The 20,058-nt window shown below is 59.4% G+C and carries 16 protein-coding genes and 1 pseudogene; 9 read left to right on the top strand and 8 right to left on the bottom strand.

What is annotated here, in order from left to right:
- Positions 1 to 14 precede the first annotated feature (14 nt).
- Positions 15 to 917 carry a LysR family transcriptional regulator gene (locus tag BLT55_RS06515; RefSeq protein ID WP_054085105.1) on the bottom strand — a complete coding sequence of 301 codons (903 nt, stop codon included), beginning with the start codon at positions 915 to 917 and terminating at the stop codon, positions 15 to 17.
- A gap of 105 nt (positions 918 to 1,022) precedes the next feature.
- Between BLT55_RS06515 and BLT55_RS06510 the strand changes: the two genes are divergently transcribed.
- The gene (locus BLT55_RS06510) at positions 1,023 to 2,105 is read left to right on the top strand and encodes an AbrB family transcriptional regulator (protein WP_054998828.1); all 1,083 of its coding nucleotides are present in this window, start codon (positions 1,023 to 1,025) and stop codon (positions 2,103 to 2,105) included.
- A 21-nt stretch (positions 2,106 to 2,126) separates the two neighbouring features.
- Here the strand turns inward: BLT55_RS06510 and BLT55_RS06505 are convergent, their stop codons facing one another.
- The 4 genes and pseudogenes from BLT55_RS06505 to BLT55_RS06495 all read right to left on the bottom strand — a co-directional run bounded on the left by BLT55_RS06505 (position 2,127) and on the right by BLT55_RS06495 (position 6,384).
- Positions 2,127 to 3,371, bottom strand: coding sequence for a D-mannose isomerase (locus tag BLT55_RS06505; protein ID WP_074800179.1), 1,245 nt, complete (start codon positions 3,369 to 3,371; stop codon positions 2,127 to 2,129).
- A gap of 126 nt (positions 3,372 to 3,497) precedes the next feature.
- Positions 3,498 to 4,337 carry a methyl-accepting chemotaxis protein gene (locus tag BLT55_RS34690; RefSeq protein WP_371745314.1) on the bottom strand — a complete coding sequence of 280 codons (840 nt, stop codon included), beginning with the start codon at positions 4,335 to 4,337 and terminating at the stop codon, positions 3,498 to 3,500.
- Positions 4,338 to 4,352: 15 nt separating this feature from the next.
- A pseudogene (locus BLT55_RS34685) lies at positions 4,353 to 5,123 on the bottom strand (HAMP domain-containing protein); the annotation flags it as partial.
- 121 nt (positions 5,124 to 5,244) lie between these two features.
- On the bottom strand, positions 5,245 to 6,384 hold the full coding sequence (locus BLT55_RS06495) for a glycerate kinase (protein ID WP_054999664.1): 1,140 nt from the start codon (positions 6,382 to 6,384) through the stop codon (positions 5,245 to 5,247).
- A 310-nt stretch (positions 6,385 to 6,694) separates the two neighbouring features.
- Here BLT55_RS06495 and BLT55_RS06490 point away from each other — a divergent pair, with 310 nt between their 5' ends.
- Positions 6,695 to 7,786: an alpha/beta fold hydrolase gene (locus BLT55_RS06490; protein WP_054999683.1), complete on the top strand. Its 1,092-nt coding sequence runs from the start codon at positions 6,695 to 6,697 to the stop codon at positions 7,784 to 7,786.
- A gap of 15 nt (positions 7,787 to 7,801) precedes the next feature.
- On the opposite strand, the gene BLT55_RS06485 is transcribed toward BLT55_RS06490, so the two are convergent.
- On the bottom strand, positions 7,802 to 8,515 hold the full coding sequence (locus tag BLT55_RS06485; protein WP_054999665.1) for a FadR/GntR family transcriptional regulator: 714 nt from the start codon (positions 8,513 to 8,515) through the stop codon (positions 7,802 to 7,804).
- A 468-nt stretch (positions 8,516 to 8,983) separates the two neighbouring features.
- Between BLT55_RS06485 and BLT55_RS06480 the strand changes: the two genes are divergently transcribed.
- The 4 genes from BLT55_RS06480 to BLT55_RS06465 all read left to right on the top strand — a co-directional run bounded on the left by BLT55_RS06480 (position 8,984) and on the right by BLT55_RS06465 (position 13,503).
- Positions 8,984 to 10,309: an MFS transporter gene (locus tag BLT55_RS06480; protein ID WP_054999666.1), complete on the top strand. Its 1,326-nt coding sequence runs from the start codon at positions 8,984 to 8,986 to the stop codon at positions 10,307 to 10,309.
- 49 nt (positions 10,310 to 10,358) lie between these two features.
- Positions 10,359 to 11,711 (top strand): glucarate dehydratase, encoded by a 1,353-nt coding sequence (gudD, locus tag BLT55_RS06475; protein WP_054999667.1) that lies wholly within the window; start codon positions 10,359 to 10,361, stop codon positions 11,709 to 11,711.
- 145 nt (positions 11,712 to 11,856) lie between these two features.
- Positions 11,857 to 12,510 (top strand): DUF1345 domain-containing protein, encoded by a 654-nt coding sequence (locus BLT55_RS06470; protein WP_054999668.1) that lies wholly within the window; start codon positions 11,857 to 11,859, stop codon positions 12,508 to 12,510.
- A 36-nt stretch (positions 12,511 to 12,546) separates the two neighbouring features.
- Positions 12,547 to 13,503 (top strand): D-2-hydroxyacid dehydrogenase family protein, encoded by a 957-nt coding sequence (locus BLT55_RS06465; RefSeq protein ID WP_054999669.1) that lies wholly within the window; start codon positions 12,547 to 12,549, stop codon positions 13,501 to 13,503.
- Positions 13,504 to 13,660: 157 nt separating this feature from the next.
- Here BLT55_RS06465 and BLT55_RS06460 read toward each other — a convergent pair whose 3' ends face one another.
- Positions 13,661 to 13,990 carry a DUF2790 domain-containing protein gene (locus BLT55_RS06460; RefSeq protein WP_054999670.1) on the bottom strand — a complete coding sequence of 110 codons (330 nt, stop codon included), beginning with the start codon at positions 13,988 to 13,990 and terminating at the stop codon, positions 13,661 to 13,663.
- Between the two features lie 251 nt (positions 13,991 to 14,241).
- Between BLT55_RS06460 and BLT55_RS06455 the strand changes: the two genes are divergently transcribed.
- From BLT55_RS06455 to BLT55_RS06445, 3 genes are all read left to right on the top strand, one after another.
- Positions 14,242 to 14,466 (top strand): hypothetical protein, encoded by a 225-nt coding sequence (locus BLT55_RS06455; protein ID WP_054999671.1) that lies wholly within the window; start codon positions 14,242 to 14,244, stop codon positions 14,464 to 14,466.
- Positions 14,467 to 14,796: 330 nt separating this feature from the next.
- Positions 14,797 to 16,122, top strand: a complete 1,326-nt coding sequence (locus BLT55_RS06450) for an OprD family porin (RefSeq protein ID WP_054999672.1) — start codon at positions 14,797 to 14,799, stop codon at positions 16,120 to 16,122.
- Between the two features lie 332 nt (positions 16,123 to 16,454).
- Complete coding sequence (locus BLT55_RS06445) at positions 16,455 to 17,705, top strand: cellulase family glycosylhydrolase (RefSeq protein ID WP_054999673.1); 1,251 nt, start codon at positions 16,455 to 16,457, stop codon at positions 17,703 to 17,705.
- Positions 17,706 to 17,809: 104 nt separating this feature from the next.
- Here the strand turns inward: BLT55_RS06445 and BLT55_RS06440 are convergent, their stop codons facing one another.
- Positions 17,810 to 19,936: a TonB-dependent siderophore receptor gene (locus BLT55_RS06440; RefSeq protein ID WP_054999684.1), complete on the bottom strand. Its 2,127-nt coding sequence runs from the start codon at positions 19,934 to 19,936 to the stop codon at positions 17,810 to 17,812.
- Positions 19,937 to 20,058: the final 122 nt, after the last annotated feature.

Raw genomic sequence — 20,058 nt, 5'->3', positions numbered from 1 at the left:
CTGGCAAAGCATAATCAACCCCAACCCAGAAAATCCCCGCCGTTGTCGCGCAGCATCTGCAGCATTCCCTCTGCCGCCGGCGACAGGTAGCCGCCCTTGCGCAGGGTCACGCCAACGGAGCGTTTCATGGTGGTCTGTTCCAGCGGCACTTCGCGCAAATGCTGCATATTCTTGCCGAATTCCAGCGACTCGCGGGCGATGAAACTCAGCAGGTTGCTTTGCGCGATCAGCCCCGGCAGCAGGGAGATCGAGTTGGCTTCGATCTGCACGGTCGGCAATGGCAGACCATGCGCCGCAAACGTTGCATCCAGCCATTTGCGTGACGACACGCTGGCTGGCGGCAATACCCAGCGGTAAGCACACAGGTCGCTCATTTGCGCTGACGTCTTGAAAATCGGATGCTTTTTGCTGGCAATGACCACGGCTTCATCCTTGAGCACCGCAAAACTGGTCACATCGTCGCTGTCCGGCACCAGCCCACAGATGATCATGTCGAGTTGCCCGGAGCGCAGGGACTCGCGCAGCAGGTCATCTTGTCCGATCACCAGCTTGAACGTGACGTCAGGCGTGCGCTGCAACAAGGCCGAGGTCAGTTTCGGCATCAGATACTCCGCCATGGTGGCCGCACAGCCAACGCGGATGTTGCCCACCATACCGCTGGCAAAATCCCTCACCTCGCGTTGGGTCTGCGCGATGCTCTGTTGCAGCTCTTTGCCCCGCGCCTGCAGCAGCTCGCCGACCGGCGTCAGCTTGATACGCCGACCGTCCCGCTGAAACAGCCGTGTGCCGAACGATTCTTCCAGACGCTGGATGCTTTTGGTCAGCGCAGGCTGGCTGCGATTGAGCTTTTCTGCCGCCCGACCAAGATGGCCCAGCTCGGCGATGGTTTCGAAATAGGTGAGATCGCGCAGGTCCATTTCTATCAACCAAAGTTATCAATTCATGACTATTAGAAAATAGACTTGATGAGTTCTGATGTCGATACTGTGCGCATGCGATTCATCTCATCAAGGAGAACGTCCTTGTCACAGGCTGCACGTGTTTCGATATCCACCCTTCCCCCGTTGGCCCAATGGGCGGGCCTGATCCTGCTGGCAGGTGCTGCTGGTCAGTTGCTCAAACTGTTCGACATGCCTGCCGCGATGTTCCTCGGCCCCATGCTGGTCGCCATCGGCTTTGGCGTATCAGGCGCGACCATCCGCATGCCTAAACGCCTGTTCCAGCTGGGCCAGGGCACCGTGGGTGTGCTGATTGCCCATGCAATGTCGGTCAGCGTATTGATGACCGCCCTGCAATCCTGGCCAGTCATGCTGCTGGCAACGGTGCTGACCGTCGTACTCAGCGCGGCGGTCGGTCTGGTTCTGGTGCGTTTTGCCGGCATCCCGAGCAACACGGCCGCCTGGGGCACTTCGCCCGGCGCAGCATCGGCAATGGTCGCGATGTCCGAAGATTACGGTGCCGATTCGCGAATCGTCGCCACCATGCAATACGTGCGGGTCGTCTGCGTAGTGACCATCGGCGCACTGGTCAGCCATGCGATCGGAGCCACGGTTACCGATTCACCCGCCAGCGTGGCCGTGGTCAACAGCATGAGCCTGCCTGACCTGGCGCTGAGCCTGACCGTGATTGTCGTCGGTGTGCTGCTGGGCTCGCGGTTACCGGCGGGAGCGTTGCTGGTGCCTTTACTGCTGGGAGGTGCGCTGCAATTGAGCGGCGTGCTGCAGATCACCATCCCGGACTGGCTGCTGCCGATCGGTTACGGCGCCATCGGTTGCTACGTCGGGCTGCGTTTCGATCAACCGACCGTGCAGTATGTCTGGAGACGACTGCCGATGATGATCTTGGCCTCGCTGTTGTTGATCGTGCTTTGCGCGCTGTCGGCGTGGTTGATCGCCGAGATGATGGGCAAAGATTACCTCTCGGTCTACCTGGCCACCAGCCCCGGCGGCCTGGATACCATGGCGATCATTGCCATCGATACGCACGCCGACGTCGGCTTTGTCCTCGCTATGCAGACCTTGCGTCTGTTTGGCGTGATTCTGACCGGCAGTTTTCTCGCCCGGCAGATCATTCGGCTGACCGACAAGCGCATCCCTGCGCTTTGATCCCGAGTTGACGATTGCCGGTCAGTCCAGCCCCGCCAGAGCGCTGGCCAGACTGGGTGCCAACGGCAGCACCGGCAACAGCGTGGCCTGATAGGCGTGATAAAGGTCAGGTTTGCCTGGCCATATATCTTCGCTCGGCTCGTTTCGCTCATTCAGTTCGTGACGCCAGCTGCCATGCTCAATGTCGATGAACAGCGTTTCGTTGAACTCCCAGAAACAGCGATACCAGTCTTCATACTGCTGCTCGCCGGTACGCTGCAACAAAGCCGCCGCTGCAGCCGCAGCTTCGCAATGCGTCCAGTGCAGACGATGGCGAACCACCGGCTTGTTCTGCCAGTCGAGGGTGTAAACAATGCCGGGGCCACCGTCGACGTCCCAGCCGTAGCGACAGGCGTTGGCGAACAACTGCCGGGCATCGTCGAGCAGCCAGTCAGGATTGCTGCGCCCGGCGCGACGCCGCGCGGCTTCCAGGTGCAGCACCAGCCGCGCCCACTCGAACGCATGGCCGGGTGTGGTGCCGAATGGCCGAAAGCCATCTGCCGGGTTTTCACGGTTGTAATCCGGCAACGGCTGCCAGCCCGACGAGAAGTGTTCGATGACCTGAAAGTTGTTGGCACCCGCATGCTGGTGAATCACCCGCTCAACGATGCTCAGCGCCCGGTCGAGCCACTGCGCGTCACCGGTGACATCGGCAAGGGCCAGAAAAGCCTCGGTGCTGTGCATGTTGCTGTTGGCGCCGCGATAGGGTTCTTCGTCGCTCCAGTCCTGAGAAAAGGATTCGCGCATGGCCCCCTCTTCGTCGCTCCAGAAACGGCTCTGAATCACCTGTATCACATCGGACAGCAACGCGTGCGCGGCGGGCCGACCGGCCACTACTGCAGAGCTGGCTGCCAGCGCGACGAACGCGTGCAGGTAAGCCTGCTTGTCGGTCTTGCCGTGGTCTTCAAGCGCCGCGCTGAACCAACCGCCATGCTCGGCATCATGCAGCGGACCGCTCAGGGCGGCGATGCCATGATCGATCAGCGCCGCGCAACCGGGGATGCCTTGTATGTGAGCCATGGCGAAGCAGTGAGTCATGCGCGCGGTGTTCATCGTGCCGGCGGTGGCGCCGACCATCAGGCGTCCGTAGTCATCGAGGCCGCCAAAACCGTTTTCCAGTTTCGCCGCCTTGGCGAAACCCAGCAGGCGTTTGCCTTCCAGTGCCAGCCACTGATGATGGGCCGGTGAGCGTAACCAACTGCTGAAGGTGTGATTGTTATTATCCATGACGCGATGCCGCCCCCTTCAATAAGGTTTGAACCCAAACTGTACCGGAGGTCATTTCGACCGAGGGCATAATGCGCGCCCGGTCGTTCGACGGCAAGCAGACACCACCTGTAACACTGTAGGGTTTTACACCTTGAAGCGTGAGACGACCTGGTTCAGGTCCGCTGCCAGGCGCGACAGCTCGTGGCTCGATGCACTGATCTGGTTGGCGCCCTGGGTTGACTGCATGGACAGATCACGAATGTTAACGATGTTGCGATCGACTTCACGCGATACTTGCGCCTGCTCTTCTGCCGCGCTGGCGATGACCAGGTTACGCTCGGAAATCTGGTTGATCGACGCGGTGATTTCGCTCAGCGATTCGCCTGCGCCCTTGGCCAGCGACAGTGTCGAGTCCGCGCGGTCCCGGCTGATGTTCATGGAATCCAGCGCCTGTGCCGACCCGCTGCGCATGGCGCTGACCATCGAATCGATTTCCAGCGTTGATTGCTGGGTACGGTGCGCGAGCGCCCGCACTTCATCCGCGACCACCGCAAAGCCACGGCCCGACTCACCGGCGCGCGCAGCTTCAATAGCAGCGTTGAGCGCCAGCAGATTGGTTTGCTCGGCAATCGAGCGAATCACATCCAGCACCTTGCCGATGTCCTGAGACTGGTTGGCGAGGTTCTGCACCAGCGCCGAGGTGGACTGCACGTTGTCGGTCAGGGTCTGGATCGACTGCACGGTTTCGATCACCCGCGTCTGCCCCGCTTGCGCCGAGGTGCTGGACTGGCTGGATGCATCCGAGGTCGACACCGCGTTGCGCGCCACTTCTTCCACGGCCGAGGTCATCTCGTTGATGGCGGTAGCGGCCTGATCGATTTCGGCGTTCTGCTGGTGCAGGCCGCGATAGCTGTCTTCGGTCACCGAGTTGAGTTCGGTGGCTGCCGAGGCCAACTGGGTGGCGGAGCTGCCGATGTGGCGCATGGCATCGCGTAGATTGACCTGCATGGTTGCCAGCGCGCGCAGCAGCCGGGTGACTTCGTCGTCGCCGTCAACTTCGATGGTGTGGGTCAGATCGCCTTGGGCAACCTGTTCGGCGGCGTTCACCGCACGTTGCAGCGGACGCACGATACTGCGTGTCAGCCACAGAGCCAGACCGATGGTGCACAGTGCGGCGAGGAGCACGAAGGCAATCACTATATCGCGCGATTTGCTGTACTGCGCCTCGGCCGACTTGCCTTCGGCATCGACTTTGGTCACATAGAAATCCGCCAGATCATTGAGCTGCTTGCCCGAGCCGTCGACGATCTGCTTCATGTCGATCAACAGCAGCTTGTTCAAACCGGCGCTGTCGCCTTGGGTGGCGAGCACAAACGAGCGATCCAGCGCGCTTCGGTACTGGCCCATGGTGACCAGAAACTGCTCAGTGAGAGATGACTCCTCAGGTGTGTCGACAAACGTCTTGAGGATGTCGAGCTTCTTGTTCAGATCGCCCAGACGCACGTCCAGCTGCCCGCGATAGGTCGGAATGCTCGCAGGGTCGGTGTCCAGCGCCATGCGCAGGGAGATCGTGCGGATGCGCAGCATGATTTCGCGAATATCGTTGACCACCCGCATGCTCGGCAGCCAGTTGGTTTCCACGGCCACTTCGCTCTGGCGGATGGTCGACATCTGCACCAGCGCGAACCAGCCGAGCAAGGCCACCAACAGGGAAATCAGAGTGAAACCCAGGCCTGCACGGCGGGCGATGGTGAGTGTGCGTACGTTCATGACCGGGGCTCTTTTATATTTGGAGGGCAGTGTCTGACAAGGAGTTGTCAGACAACCGAGAGCGTATCGTCCCGGTCTGACGATTCTTGAGCGCGGCCAACGATAATTCGCAGCGTTGTGATCAGTGACCTGCAGCCGATTGCCAGAGCAGCGCCACATCCCGAGCGCGATCGTGCAGCAGAGCACTGGCGTCGCGACAAGCTTGCTCCAGGCTCATCGGCCCGCTGGTCAGCGCGAAGGCCGCGCTGATCCCGTGCCGGTAAAGCTGCTCATAGCCATCATCGAGGGTTCCAGCCAGCACAACGACTGGCACCTGCTGACGCTGCGCGACCCGCGCCACTCCCAACGGCGTCTTGCCGCGCAGGGTCTGTGCATCGAAACGACCTTCTCCGGTAATCACCAGATCGGCACCGATCAGCGCCTGTTCGAGCCCGGTCAGCTCTGCGACAACCTCGACACCCGCACGGAACGCAGCCTTCAGGTACGCCTTGGCGGCAAAGCCCATGCCTCCGGCCGCCCCACTGCCAGGGCTGTCACGCAGGTCATGGCCGAGGACCTGCGCGGAATGATCGGCAAAGTGCCCCAGCGCGGCGTCCAGGGCCAGAACCTGCGCCGCGGACGCGCCTTTTTGCGGGCCGAAGACATGTGACGCGCCATTCGCGCCGCACAGCGGATTATCGACGTCGGCGGCAATTTCCACACACACGTCAGACAAGCGCGGGTCAAAGCCGCTAAGGTCGATGCGGGCAAGAAGCCCAAGCGCCAGACCTTCGGGCGGCAATGGCTGCCCTTGTGCGTCGATAAAGCGTGCGCCCAATGCCGAGAGCATGCCGCTGCCGCCATCATTGGTCGCACTGCCGCCAATCGCCAGGATCACTCGCTGCGCCCCGACGTCCAGCGCGGCGCGAATCAGTTGCCCGGTGCCGACGGTGCTGGTCACGCAGGCATCGCGCTGCTCCAGGGTCAGCAGTTGCAGGCCGCTGGCCATGGCCATTTCGATGATCGCGGTCTTGCTGTCCGCCAGCCAGCCCCACTGTGCGTCGACCGGTGCGCCAAGCGGCCCGCTGACCCGAGCGCTCATAAGCTCGCCATGGCAGGCATCCAGCAAGGCCTCGATGGTGCCTTCACCCCCATCGGCCATCGGACATTTGACCAGTTCGGCGTCAGGCCAGACTTCGGCCAGACCACTGGCGATGGCGTCGGCGACCGCTTGCGCGCTGAGGCTGTCCTTGAACGAGTCAGGGGCGATGACTATTTTCATTGCTGCTCTCCATGTCTGATCCCGGATGCTCTCGCCTGCTCCGGTTATCCGCTGGTCTTGCGCACCATGATCAGCGGCAATCGGGCGTTTTCTTAAAAACCATGTCACTTGCAAGGGTTCTGCATGTATATACATTTTGTTGAAATTGCAGAACGTTCGAGTGTGCCTGAAAGTGGCGCGCCAAGCGATGCGCGTGGCAGAGTGCCTGCTTTGATCGTTCGAACCACTATTAGCGTGAGGCCCCCTGAACTTGATCAAATCCCGATTTGCCAGTTTGCTGTCGTTGTTGACCTTGCAAGCCTGCACCTCGATGGCTGATAACGAAGCGCCGAACACAGGCTTCGAAAGCTATCGGCAACAGACCCTCGAATTGCTGCGTAACCAGCGCACATTCCAGACGCCCGATCACGCAGCTGAACTGAACTGGAACGCGCCACACCAGTGGACTCCGAGCGGTACCCCCAAGGGCGGCGTGCTGCTGGTCCACGGGCTTGGCGATTCACCGTGGTCGTTTCATGATGTGGCGCAAAAGCTCGCCGATCAGGGCTATCTGGTGCGTACCGTATTGCTGCCCGGGCATGGCACAAAACCCGAAGACATGCTCGACGTGCGTCTGGAGCAATGGCAGCAGGTGGTGCGCGAGCAGGCACAATTGCTCAGCGACGAGGTGCCGAAGGTCTATCTGGGCGGCTTCTCGACCGGCGCCAATCTGGTCCTCGACTACGCCTATGAACATGACGATATCGCTGGGCTGGTGCTGTTCTCGCCGGCGTTTCGCTCCAACAGCGGCTACGCCTGGCTAACACCGTGGATCGGCTGGGCAAAACCCTGGCTCGCTGCGCCCAACGACGGCGTACGTCCGATGCAGACGCCGGTGCGCTACATGAACATGCCCACCAACGGTTTTGCCCAGTTCTATCGCAGCAGTACTTTGGCGCAGGGTCGACTGCATCAGCGCCGCTACGAAAAACCGGTGTTCATCGCCATTGCCGAACACGATTCGGTGCTCGACACCGAGTACGTGCTGGACAACTTCAACCAGCGCTTCAGCCATCCAGCCAGCCGCCTGATCTGGTACGGCAACCTGCCCGGCAAGGCCGCGAGCCTGCCTCGTGTCGAGGTACGCACGGACTACTTGCCCGAGTACCGGATCAGCCGCTTTTCACATATGGGCCTGTTGTTCGCAGCGGACAACCCGCTGTATGGCTTGGCAGGCAGCCAACGAATCTGCTGGAACGGCCAGAGCGCCGCAGATACCGCAAAATGTACGGCTGGCGAGCCGGTGTGGTATTCGGACTGGGGCTACAACGAGCCTGGCAAAGTCCACGCGCGCCTGACCTTCAACCCCTACTTCGAGTGGCAGACGCAGGTCATGCTCGGCGTACTCGACGGAACGCAATAGCCTGAACCGAGCCACCTACTCCAGTGGCACCAGCCGTTCCCGGCTGTTGCTCAGGTGTGTCCACATCGCGGCGCGGGCAGCGTCCGGGTCTTTGCGGCGAATGGCGCTGAGCAGCGCTTCATGTTCGAGATTGGCCAGATAGCCCTGATGCGCCAGGGTATTACCGGCCCGTTCGCTGGTCGCAATGCGACTGCGCGGGATGATCGCACTGCCCAGGTGCTGCATGATTTCCATGAAGTAGGGATTGCCGGTGGCTTCGGCGATCAGCATGTGGAAGCGTTTGTCAGCTTCGACGCAGCTGTCCTCATTGGCCAACAGGTCTTGATAGTCGTCCAGCGCCTGCCGCATGGCCTCCAGTTGTTCTTCGGTGCGGCGCACAGCAGCCAGCGCCACTGCCTGGGTTTCCAGACCGATGCGCAACTCGATGATGTCCCGCACTCGCGAAACGGTTTCGACTTTGAGGCGCAAGCCGGTCTGGTCGCCGCGTTCCAGCACAAATGTGCCAATGCCGTGATGAGTGACCACCAGCCCAGAGGCCTGCAACTTGGAAATTGCTTCGCGCACCACCGTGCGACTGACGCCGTGTTCGCGGACGATCTGATTTTCGGACGGCAACTTCTGACCGGGAGCAATCTTGCCCAGCAGTATGCGCTGGCTCAGTTCGGTCACCAGATCAGTAGCCAGGCTGTGCTGACGACGTTTGGGCGCCGGGCTGACGGAGTCCTGCATGATGTTCGAGTCCTGACTTGTCTGAATGGGCGTCCACGCAGCGCGTTGAATGACCTGCGCAGGGTGACGAATGCCTGATGGCCCGGCCTTTCAAAGGTCCGTGCGCTTGTCTAGCTTGTATTACAAGTGTACCGATCTGTCAAAAAATGACGAGACTTCAGCAAAACTCTCGCGCCGCCGCTCATATCTGCCGAAACGTCCCTGCCTGCCCGCTTCTATGACTGATCATGTGCTTAAAACCCCTTGATTATGGGCGGCAAGAGGATTCCTGCGGCCCTTTTCCGTAAGCACCGAGTACATGACCTCCGGTCTGAACGAAGCAAACTATCTGCCCTTTCGAAGGCAACAGGGACTTGCGAAAGGGCTTTTTACTTGTATGATGACCGACAATGCGAAGGACAAACTTTGCACATACCCGCATAATAACAACGAGTGGGAGATTCAACTGTGAGCACATCCAATTCCAGGATGGCTGATGGCACAGATTCGGTCCTGAATACGGCCGTTTCGAAAGTCAAACGTCATGTCCTGCCGCTTTTCGTCATCATGTTTATCGTCAACTACATCGACCGGGTGAACATCGGCTTCGTGCGTTCGCACATGGAGCACGATCTGGGCATCGGTGCGGCTGCCTACGGGCTGGGCGCCGGGCTGTTTTTCATCGGTTACGCGCTGTTCGAGGTCCCTTCCAATATCCTGCTGCAGAAAGTTGGCGCGCGTATCTGGCTAACCCGGATCATGCTCACCTGGGGCATCGTTGCAGCCTGCATGGCCTTCATTCAGAACGAAACACATTTCTACATCCTGCGCTTTCTGCTCGGCGTCGCTGAAGCGGGTTTCTTTCCGGGCGTGATCTACTACTTCACTCGCTGGCTGCCGGGCGTCGAGCGCGGCAAGGCTATCGCCATTTTCCTCAGTGGTTCGGCCATCGCCTCGCTCATCTCAGGCCCGCTGTCCGGCCTGCTGCTGCAAATCACCGGGTTCGGCCTGAAGGGCTGGCAGTGGATGTACTTCATCGAGGGCATGTTCTCGGTCGGCCTGTGTTTCTTCGTCTGGTTCTGGCTGGACTCCAAACCGCACGATGCCAAGTGGCTGACCCGCGAAGAACAGGACGCACTAGTCAACGCCATCGATGCCGAGCAGGCTGCCCGTGAAGCGGCGACGCCGGTCAAGGCCTCGATAGGCAAACTGCTCAAGGACAGTCAGATCATCCTGTTCTGCCTGATCTACTTCTTCATTCAGTTGACCATCTATGCTGCGACGTTCTGGCTGCCCAGCATCATCCGCAAGATTGGCAGCCTGACTGACTTCGAAGTCGGCATGTTCAATTCGATTCCGTGGTTGCTGTCGATCATCGGCATGTATGCGTTTGCCACGCTCTCGGCCAAATGGAAACGTCAGCAAGCCTGGGTGGCCATCGCGCTATTGATTGCCGCAGCCGGGATGTTCATGTCGACCACCGGCAGCCCGATTTTTGCGTTCGTCGCCATCTGCTTTGCGGCGCTGGGCTTCAAGTCCGCCTCCTCGCTGTTCTGGCCGATTCCGCAGGCGTATCTGGACGCGCGCATTGCCGCTGCGGTCATTGCACTGATCAATTCGGTGGGCAACCTCGGCGGCTTCGTGGCACCGACCACCTTCGGCCTGCTGGAAGAGCACACCGGCTCTATCCAGGGCGGGCTGTATGGTCTGACCGCAACGTCGATCATCGCGGCAATCATCGTCTTCGCTGCGCGCAACACACCCAAGCCAGGCGCAACGCCAGTCGCCGCCATCCAGACCCCGGCCACGCATTGATGCACATGCACCGCGACGTTTACCGGTCAGAATCATTACAGGAGCAGTCATGAACACTCAGCACTCCAACATCACCAGCAAAGCCCCGGTCATCACTGAAATGCAGGTTGTGCCGGTGGCCGGCCATGACGACATGCTGCTCAACCTCAGCGGCGCGCATGGCCCTTACTTCACCCGTAATATCGTCATTCTCAAGGACAATGCCGGGCATGTCGGCGTCGGCGAAGTGCCTGGCGGCGAGCTGATTCGCCAGACGCTGGAAGACGCGCGCTCGCTGGTGGTCGGCAGCAGCATCGGCACCTACCAGAAGATTCTCAACCAAGCGCGCAAAGCCTTCGCCGATCGGGATTCCGGCGGCCGTGGCCTGCAGACCTTCGACCTGCGCATCGCCATTCACGCGGTCACGGCACTGGAAGCCGCCCTCCTCGACCTGCTCGGCCAGCACCTGGATGTGCCGGTTGCGGCGCTGCTGGGGGAAGGTCAGCAGCGCGATCAGGTCGAAATGCTCGGCTACCTGTTTTACGTCGGCGACCAACGCAAGACCGACCTGGCCTACCGCAGCGAACCGGACGCCGATAACGACTGGTTCCGCGTCCGCCATGAAGAAGCGCTGACCCCGCAAGCCGTCGTGCGCCTGGCCGAAGCCGCGCACCAGCGCTATGGCTTTCAGGACTTCAAGCTCAAGGGCGGCGTATTGAGCGGCGATCAGGAAATCGAGGCGGTTACAGCGCTCGCCGAACGCTTCCCTGACGCGCGCATTACGCTGGACCCCAATGGCGCATGGTCACTCAAAGAGGCCATCCGCCTGTGCCGCGATCAGCATCATGTGCTGGCGTATGCCGAAGACCCGTGCGGCGCGGAAAACGGCTTCTCCGGTCGCGAAGTCATGGGTGAATTCCGCCGTGCCACCGGCCTGAAAACCGCCACCAACATGATCGCCACCGACTGGCGGGAAATGGGTCACGCCATTCAACTGCAATCGGTGGACATTCCGCTGGCCGACCCGCACTTCTGGACCATGCAGGGCTCGGTGCGCGTGGCGCAGATGTGCAACGAGTGGGGCCTGACCTGGGGTTCGCACTCCAACAACCATTTCGATATTTCACTGGCGATGTTCACCCATGTCGCCGCCGCAGCGCCGGGCAACATCACGGCCATCGATACGCACTGGATCTGGCAGGACGGTCAGCGCCTGACCAAGGCGCCATTGCAAATCGTCGGTGGCAAGGTCGATGTGCCGAAGAAACCGGGCCTCGGTGTCGAGCTGGACACCGACCAGTTGGCCAAGGCTCACGAGCTCTATAAAGGCATGGGCCTGGGCGCACGCAATGACGCCGTGGCCATGCAGTTTCTGATCCCGAACTGGAAATTCAACAACAAACAGCCTTGCCTGGTGCGTTGATCTCGACATCACTCCCTTGCCGCCGGGTCAGCACCTGGCTGGAACCCGGCGCGCAACCCCCTTGCGCGCCGTTTTTTTCAAATCGGATTCAGGCTGTCGAGCCGGCATGCTACTGTCTCGCAACATCCAGTAACGACCAGACCGCATGCGCCATCTTGCCCGCACCCGTCCTCGCCTTACCCTCGCCGCTCTGATCGGTCTGACCGCAGGTATCGCCTGGTCCTGGCTGATCCCCCACGCCACACTCACGCAAAGCCTGCTGACTGGCTGGGACACGGGCGTCTGGCTCTACCTGATCATGATTTTCGTCCGCACCCTGCGCAGCAACGCCGATGACGTGCGGCGCGTCGCGCTGATGGAAGACGAAAATGCCGGCGTGATCCTGATCACCGTGTGCGTTGCGGCGCTGGCCAGTCTGGCGGCGATCATCGTTGAGGTGGCAGGCAGCAAAGGCTTGTCCAGCGATGCCAAAATGCTCCATCACGCGTTCACCGGCCTGACTGTGATTGGCTCGTGGCTGATGATCGGGGTGATTTTCAGCCTGCATTACGCGCGCATGTTCTACACCTGGAAAGGCAACGAACCGGCACTGGCCTTCGTCGGCGGCGAACAGCACCCGGACTACTGGGACTTTCTGTATTTCTCGTTCACCATCAGCGTTGCAGTGCAGACCTCCGACGTGGGCGTGGCCACGCGTGAAATGCGCAAGGTCGTGCTGGGCCAGTCGCTGATCTGCTTTGTATTCAACACTGCCATTCTGGGCTTCTCGATCAACATTGCTGCCAGCCTGTTCAATTAGCCTTCTTTTAACTACCCCATCAAGAGGCCGTTAAACATGACCCCAATGAACATCGCGGTACTCGATGACTGGCAGAACGTCGCCAGCGGCGTGGTGGACTGGTCAGTGCTCGATTCGGTGGGCGACGTCAGCTTTCTGCATGACTTCCCCGCCGACACCGCGACCATGGTGCAACGCCTGCAAGGTTTCGAGATCATTTGCGTAATGCGCGAGCGAACCCTGTTCGATGAAGCGCTACTCAGCCAATTGCCCAGACTCAAACTGCTGGTCACGGGCGGCATGCGCAACGCGGCCATTGATAACGCGGCGGCCAGGCGCCAGGGCATCACCGTGTGTGGCACTGAAAGCTACAAAAACGCAGCGCCGGAACTGACCTGGGCGCTGATCATGGGCATCACCCGCAACCTGCTGGCCGAGGCCAATTCATTGCGCGCAGGCCATTGGCAGGTCGGGCTGGGCAGCGATTTGTACGGCAAGACGCTGGGGATCCTCGGGCTGGGCAGCATCGGCAAATGGATCGCCCGCTATGGGCAGGCGTTCGGCATGAATGTCATCGCCTGGAGCCAGAACCTGACACCGCAGGCCGCCGCCGAATCGGGCGTCACCTATGTCAGCAAGCAACAATTGTTCGAGCAGGCCGATGTGCTGTCGGTGCACCTGGTGCTCAGCGACCGCAGCCGAGGGCTGGTGGATGCAGAGGCGCTGGGCTGGATGAAGCCGGGCGCTTATCTGGTCAACTCGTCACGCGGGCCGATCATCGATCAGGCCGCGCTGATCGAAACGCTGCAACAACGCAAAATCGCCGGTGCCGCGCTGGACGTGTTCGACATCGAACCACTGCCCGTCGAGCACCCGTTTCGCACGCTGGACAACGTTCTGGCCACCCCGCACATCGGCTATGTCACCGAGAACAACTACCGGACCTTTTACGCGCAGATGATCGAAGACATTCAGGCGTGGCATGCGGGGGCACCGATTCGGGTATTCGGGTGACGCCCGGCTGACTCAGGCGCTCGATCGCCCAGGCTGACAGCCGCTCAGGCTCAGTGCGCCAGATATGCCGCTCACCGTCCTCACGCGCGCACGTCAGCCCGGACGACTGTCCGGGCTGACGATGAACACGAACTGCTGCCTCATGGCAAGCCATGAATCACTGGCTGTTACGGCAACCGCTAAGCGCCTGGTACTGAACAGTCTTCAGATCACCCTTGGAATCCTGGTAAGTCATCAGTTTAGGCATGACGCTGCAGGTCTTCAGGTCCGGCGACTTGCGGATCACTTTGGCAACGTCCAGCTTCATACCGTACTTGTATTCTTCAATCGCAGGCATCGCCTTTTTATGGGTGGTGGCGTATTTCTGCACGGCCGCCTGGTGATTTTTGATCAAGGTCTCTGCCTTGACCTCGTCTGAGGTGAAAGCGAAAGCGCTCAGAGGAGAAAGAAGGGCCAGAGCGAGCAGTAAGGGTTTAGCGATACGCATGTTGGGTGACTCCGTTGTTTGAAAGTGTATGACTGTTAACGCTCCGCACTTAACCCGAATGTGAGTGAGGCCGAGTGAGTTAGTACGGTTTGTATATTTGGAGATTACTCGGTTTTTTTAACTTTTTTTATTTATGACAAATTTGTCATGTCCCGCTCACGCTGCTGTTAGTTACCCGGTCGTAAGCTGAGCTCATTCCTGAAAAGCGTATGGCGCAAAACAGGATCCAACCATTAATACGAAAAGAGGAAATGATGATGAAACTGATTAAATCGATGGTCTTTGCAGTCGCTGCCTTGTCCTTTACAAACGCCTTTGCCGACGACGGCAACGAGTTCGCAAGCAAGGCTGCCGACAAGATGCGCATGGCGCAGGAGCAGCGTTTCCTGGAGAAGCAGCGTGCCCAGCAGAACGAGCACTATGTAAATACGGACGAAAAATCCAAGCCTGAAAAGTCCAACAAGTCCGAAGGTTAAAGGCGATGATCTACAACAAGCCGCCACCCTGTTCGCCTCCAGTGGTTGTCCGATGCCTCGAAGTGAGGCGAACTTCCAAGCGCCCTTTCGGGCGCTTTTTTTATAGTTAAGAAAAACACAATATGCCAGTTGGCATATTGATCCAGCGCTCTTCTTCTGATTTAAACTCCGCGCCTGTTGTGACTGAAGTTTTCTTTCAGATTTGTAATCTGGCCGTCATCTTCGCGTTATCTTCGCCTCTTCAAGATTGGGCCTCACTGGCAGCCATGCATTGATAACAACATGCCAGGCCGAGACGCTTACACGATCTGCCCAATGAACGGAGTGCACATGACTCAACGTAAAAGACTTTCCCTCGCCTTGTGTTCGACCCTTGCCGGAATCACACCCTTTGCCGCCTTTGCAGAAGAGCAGAAAGAAGGGTTCGTCGAAGGCAGCTCGCTCAACATTCTCAACCGAAACTTTTACATGAACCGTGACCATCGTCATGGCGAATCAAGCCCGACAGGCAGCGGCTATTCCGAAGCCTGGGCGCACGGCATCATGGGGCGCTTCGAATCGGGCTTTACCCAACGCACCATCGGCGTCGGCCTCGATGCGTTTGCAATGGTGGGTATCAAGCTGGACACGGGCGACGGCCGAAACGGCCTTCAAACGCCCTTCTCGGTAATGCCCGTCGATTCGGATGGCAACGCCCGCAACGAATACACCAAAGTCGGCGGTGCGCTGAAAGCCAAGGCCTTCGACACGGTCGTCAGAGCAGGCGACGTCTTCCCGACCACCCCCGTGGTCGCTTTCGGCGACGGTCGCCTGCTGCCGGAAAGCTTTCGCGGTGTCACCGCGATCAACGACAGCTTCAAAGGCCTGACCTTGCAAGGCGGTCGCCTCAACGGGATGAGTCAACCTGCCTCCAGTGACATGAAAGAAGGCTTTTCCACGTTCTACGCCGGGCCGGTCGATTCACCCTGGCTCGCCTATTTCGGCGGTGACTACAAAGCCACTGACCGGCTGAATCTGTCCCTGTACACCAGCCGGCTGAAAGACGCGTGGGACCAGAAATACGGCTCGGCATCCTACGTGCTGCCGATCACCGATGACCTGTCCCTGACCAGCAGCCTGAATTACTACAACGCGACCGACGAAGGCAAACGGCTGCTCGGCGAGTTCGACAACGACATCTGGAGTGCCAGTGTCGACCTGAAATACGGCGCACACAGCCTGGCGCTTTCTCATCAACGCAACCAGGGCGACGACGACTTCGATTATCTGCGACTGTCCGACTCGATCTACCTGGCCAACTCCCTCCAGTACAGCGACTTCAACTCGCCGAAAGAACGCTCGTGGATGTTGACCTACAACCTGGACATGACCACCTACGGCGTGCCCGGCCTCAAGTTCATGACCCGCTACGGCAAAGGCACCGACGCTGACTACAGCAACGCCAACAGCACTTACATGCGCCGCGACGCACAAGGCAACCCGCTGACCGACCAGAAACGCTGGGAACGCAACATCGAAGCCAAGTACACCTTCCAGACCGGAACCATGAAGGACCTGTCGGTACGCGTCCGCCAGGCCACGACCCGCGCGACCGAGTTCGAGCAGAATCTGGATGAAGTGCGAGTGATTGTGGAGTACCCGCTGAGCGTGCTGTGACCTCTTGCAGACATCGCTGCGGGAACACACCAGAACTGGAAAGCGCCTTTCAGGGCGCTTTCATCGTTTGAGTCATATAAAGATGCTTTGCCCTGCACGCCCGGTTTACGCGAATCTCCCCGCCCACAGATAACCCTGGAAACATAATTTCGCCCAAGAAAAACATCGTAAGAAAAACAGAAAAAGCGACACATTAATGAAAGCTTCATCTCAAGCTCCCCGCTTGGCTGTATAACGCTGTCATTTAGAAAGTTATCGCTTCCTTCTAGGCGACTCATCTCCTGCTTGACCGAGCGCAGCAATTTTTCGTATAGAGCCTGTAGAGACATTCGATGAATATCCGCACCGCCAGGTCCTATGACCCCCTCATAGTTGCCAGGGAAAAACCTGCAACAGCAGACAGAGCCGTGCGGACCGTAGGCGCTGGCGCGACTGAAGCGAATCCGGACAAGCAGGCGAAACTCGACACCTACACGGCCTCCGACAGCCGCTCCGCCGCAACACCGGAAGCGTCCCCTGTTTACACAAGAATGATGCTCAGTCGAAATACTCAGTCGCTGGAGAACAAAGCATCCTCGCCAGACGCGGCGTTGCTTGCCAGTCAAAAAACGCGTGTCAGCCAGGATGATCCAAAGGCTTTTCGCGACGATGTGGCCGCTGTCAAAGACAGCAAGGCCCTTACAGAGGCAGAAAAGAAAGCCAAAGAAACAGAGAAAGCCGCCTCTTCAGAGCCAATCAAAACTGCCGAGCCCGTCGCGCGAGGAGGAGCCAACGTCAGTCCTGATGACATCGCCACACCCGCAGCGGCCACCAAGATTATTCAGGATCTGAAGGCGATTGGAGGCGGGACCTTACGCATTCAGATGACGCATGATCAGATCCAGAATGGCAGGCAGATGGACAAGCTCAGGGCATTGCTTAATGAAGGGGACAAACAGGGTGTAAAGGTTCAGTTCACTTTTCGTGACGATGCGAACCAGGGCAGCGGCAACGTGCTGACGGGAGACAAGTTGAAGCAGGCTGCGGCCGACATCAGCAGTGTGGTCAAAAAGTTTGGCAGTCGTCCCGGCTTCGTGCTCGACACTTTCAATCAGGGCGGTAACAGCGCCAGTCAGGACTGGTCCGACATGCAGACCACACTGATTAAATCCGCGCGCAATGCCGGCTTTAAAGGAAGCATTGTTGTCGAGGACAGTAACTGGGGGGGTGGCCTGACCGCTGGCCCACAGAGCGGCCTGGTCAGGTTTGCCGATCAATTGAAGGCCGCCAATGGCGAAGGCAACCCTGCCCTGATTGGCGGTTTTCATGTGTATGCCAGAGAAAGCGAAGCCTCTTCCCGGCTCGCAAGACAGATCAAGGCGCTTCAAGAGGCTGGCTATAAACTTCAGATTGGCGAAGTGGGCAATGCCAGCTTGCTGGTAGGTAGTACCTTCCAGCAAAGGGACGCTGCCACTAAGGCCCTGACGGATAACATGACCGCTCTCAAAGCGGCGGGAGCGGATATTTTGCCCGGCAAGGAACAATTCCAGGATGGCAAACTTCGCCACCGTGTCGGATTTTCAAAGTCAGACCAGTACTCATGATTCAATGCCGCGTGTAATCGGGGCTCGATATCATTGATACGCGCCGCTGAGCCCGCCCTTGAAAAGGGTCAGGCCTTCTATTCCAAAATCAGATACGTGCAGCATCACAACGTATAAGCAATCCGCACCTGCACCGTTCTCGGAGCACCCGGGTACGCATAGACGTTACCAAACGCACCTTCCTCATACTCGGTATTGAAAACGTTCTTCAGGTCGAGATTGAGCTTCACCTGCGGGTTGATCTTGTAGTAGGCCAGCAGGTCGAACACGGTGTAGCTGTCCATCGAAAATGCGACATTGGCGGTACGTCCGGCGCGCTGGTCGACGTAACGGCCGCCGGCCCCCAGCCCCAAGCCGCGCAAGGCGCCGTCCTGAAATTCGTAGACGTTGAGCAGGCTGAAGGTCTGTTCGGGGATGTTCATCAAGCGCGTGCCGGCGCGCAGTGTAGTGTCCTTCGTCACCTCGGCGTCGACGTAGGCGTAACTGCCCATCATCCGCCACTCGGGCGTCAGGTTGCCGACCACGTTGAGGTCCAGGCCACGACTGCGCACTTCACCTGCTGCCACGCTGAAGGTTGAGTCAACCGGGTCGGTGGTCAGCACGTTACGCTTTTCGATCTGATAGATCGCCGCATCGACGCTCAGTTGTCCATCCAGTGCTTCCCACTTGGTGCCGATCTCGTAGGACTTGCCCTCTTCCGGCTTGAAGCCGCCACCCAGCCGGCTGGCACCGCTGTTGGGTTTGAACGAGCGGGCCGTGTTGGCATACACCGCAACGCTATCGGTCAGGTCGTAGCTCAGGCCGACGCGCGGTGTGACGGTGTTATCACTGGCCGTCCAGCTGCGGGTGCCGGGCAGGAAGGTATCGTAGTCATGCTCGAAACGCTCCAGACGCACGCCGCCCAACAGCTTCAAGCGCTCGGTCAACGCCACCTGATCCTGCACGAAGACCGCCCAGGTTTTCAGGTTTTCCTGGTCGTGAGTGGTGGTTCGGGTCAATGCCGGACGGGCCTGGCCGTAAACCGGGTTGAAGATGTCGATCGGGTAGGCGCTGACCGCGCCACTGGAGCGCCGGATGATCGATTTGTAATCGTAGTCTTCGTACTCGACGCCGGTCAGCAGCGTGTGTTCGAAACCGCCCGCCGAAAAATGTCCGGTCAGGTTCAGTTGCACATCGCGGTCAGTCCATTCCAGTTTGCGGTAGTTGAAATTACGGCCCAGGGTGCGACCGTCGGCAGCCAGGCCATTGGCTTCGATGGCATCGCCTTGCAGGGAACCGTCGAGCATCTGCACGCCACCGCCCAGCTTCCAGTCGGCGTTCAGATCATGATCGAAACGCAGCTGCGCCATGTTGTTGTCGTTGTGCAGTTTGCCCACGCTCTTCTCGCCGAAGAAGGTGTCGCGCGACGCCGTACGCGGCTGGTTGGCATAACGCGTCAGGCCGCGATCCAGCGGCGCGTTGTTGCGCATGAAATCGCCCTCGAAGGTGATGCGCGTAGCGTCGTTGACCTGCCAGCTCAAGACCGGTGCCACGCCATAGCGCTCGGTTTCGACGTGATCGCGAAACGTATCACCGCCCTCGCCCACGACGTTCAGGCGATAGGCAAAGCGCCCCTCGTCATCCAGCGGGCCGGACGCGTCCAGCGTAGCGCGCTTCATGCCCTGATCATTGAGCTGGCTGCCCAATGTGACCTTGCGCTCGGCCAGTGGTTGTTTCGAGACCACATTGAAGGTGCCGCCCGGGTCGCCACGGCCGTACAGCGTCGTGGCAGGACCGCGCAGCACTTCGAGGCGCTCGATGGTGTTGCCGTCCGGCATGTTCGGATAACCACGATTGATCGGGAAACCGTTGCGATAGAACTCGCCGGTGGTGAAGCCGCGCACGGTGAAGGTGGTCAGGCCCTGACCACCGAAATTGTTGGCTCGCCCGACCCCGCCTGCATAATCGAGGGCATCCTGCAGCCGCGTGGAGCCAATGTCCTCCACTGCCTCGCGGGTCATGACGCTGACCGACTGCGGGGTTTCATGCAACGAGGTGTCGGTACGCGTGGCGCTGGCGGAGCGTGTGGCGCGATAACCGTCGACCGGCCCTTGTGCGCTTTCGGCACTGGCGGTGCCTTGAATGTCGATGTTCTGCAACTCTATGGAAGGTTGCGCGGCAGGGACCTGATCAGCCGAGGCGGCTTGTGAAACAGCTTGAATGACACACAGTGAAACGAGAGTACGACGCATCGACATGCAGCCCTTGGCAAGAAACCAGGCCTCTTGGGACCCGGCAGGATTTTTTGCGAATAGTACAGATTCGCATTAACACTTGATACAAAATCGCAAAAATACCTTTGCTTGTTGCAGGT

It is taken from the genome of Pseudomonas cannabina (assembly GCF_900100365.1).
Lineage (GTDB): Bacteria > Pseudomonadota > Gammaproteobacteria > Pseudomonadales > Pseudomonadaceae > Aquipseudomonas > Aquipseudomonas cannabina.
The sequence above is the reverse complement of the archived record's forward strand: the minus strand, read 5'-3'. Positions and strand labels throughout refer to the sequence as shown.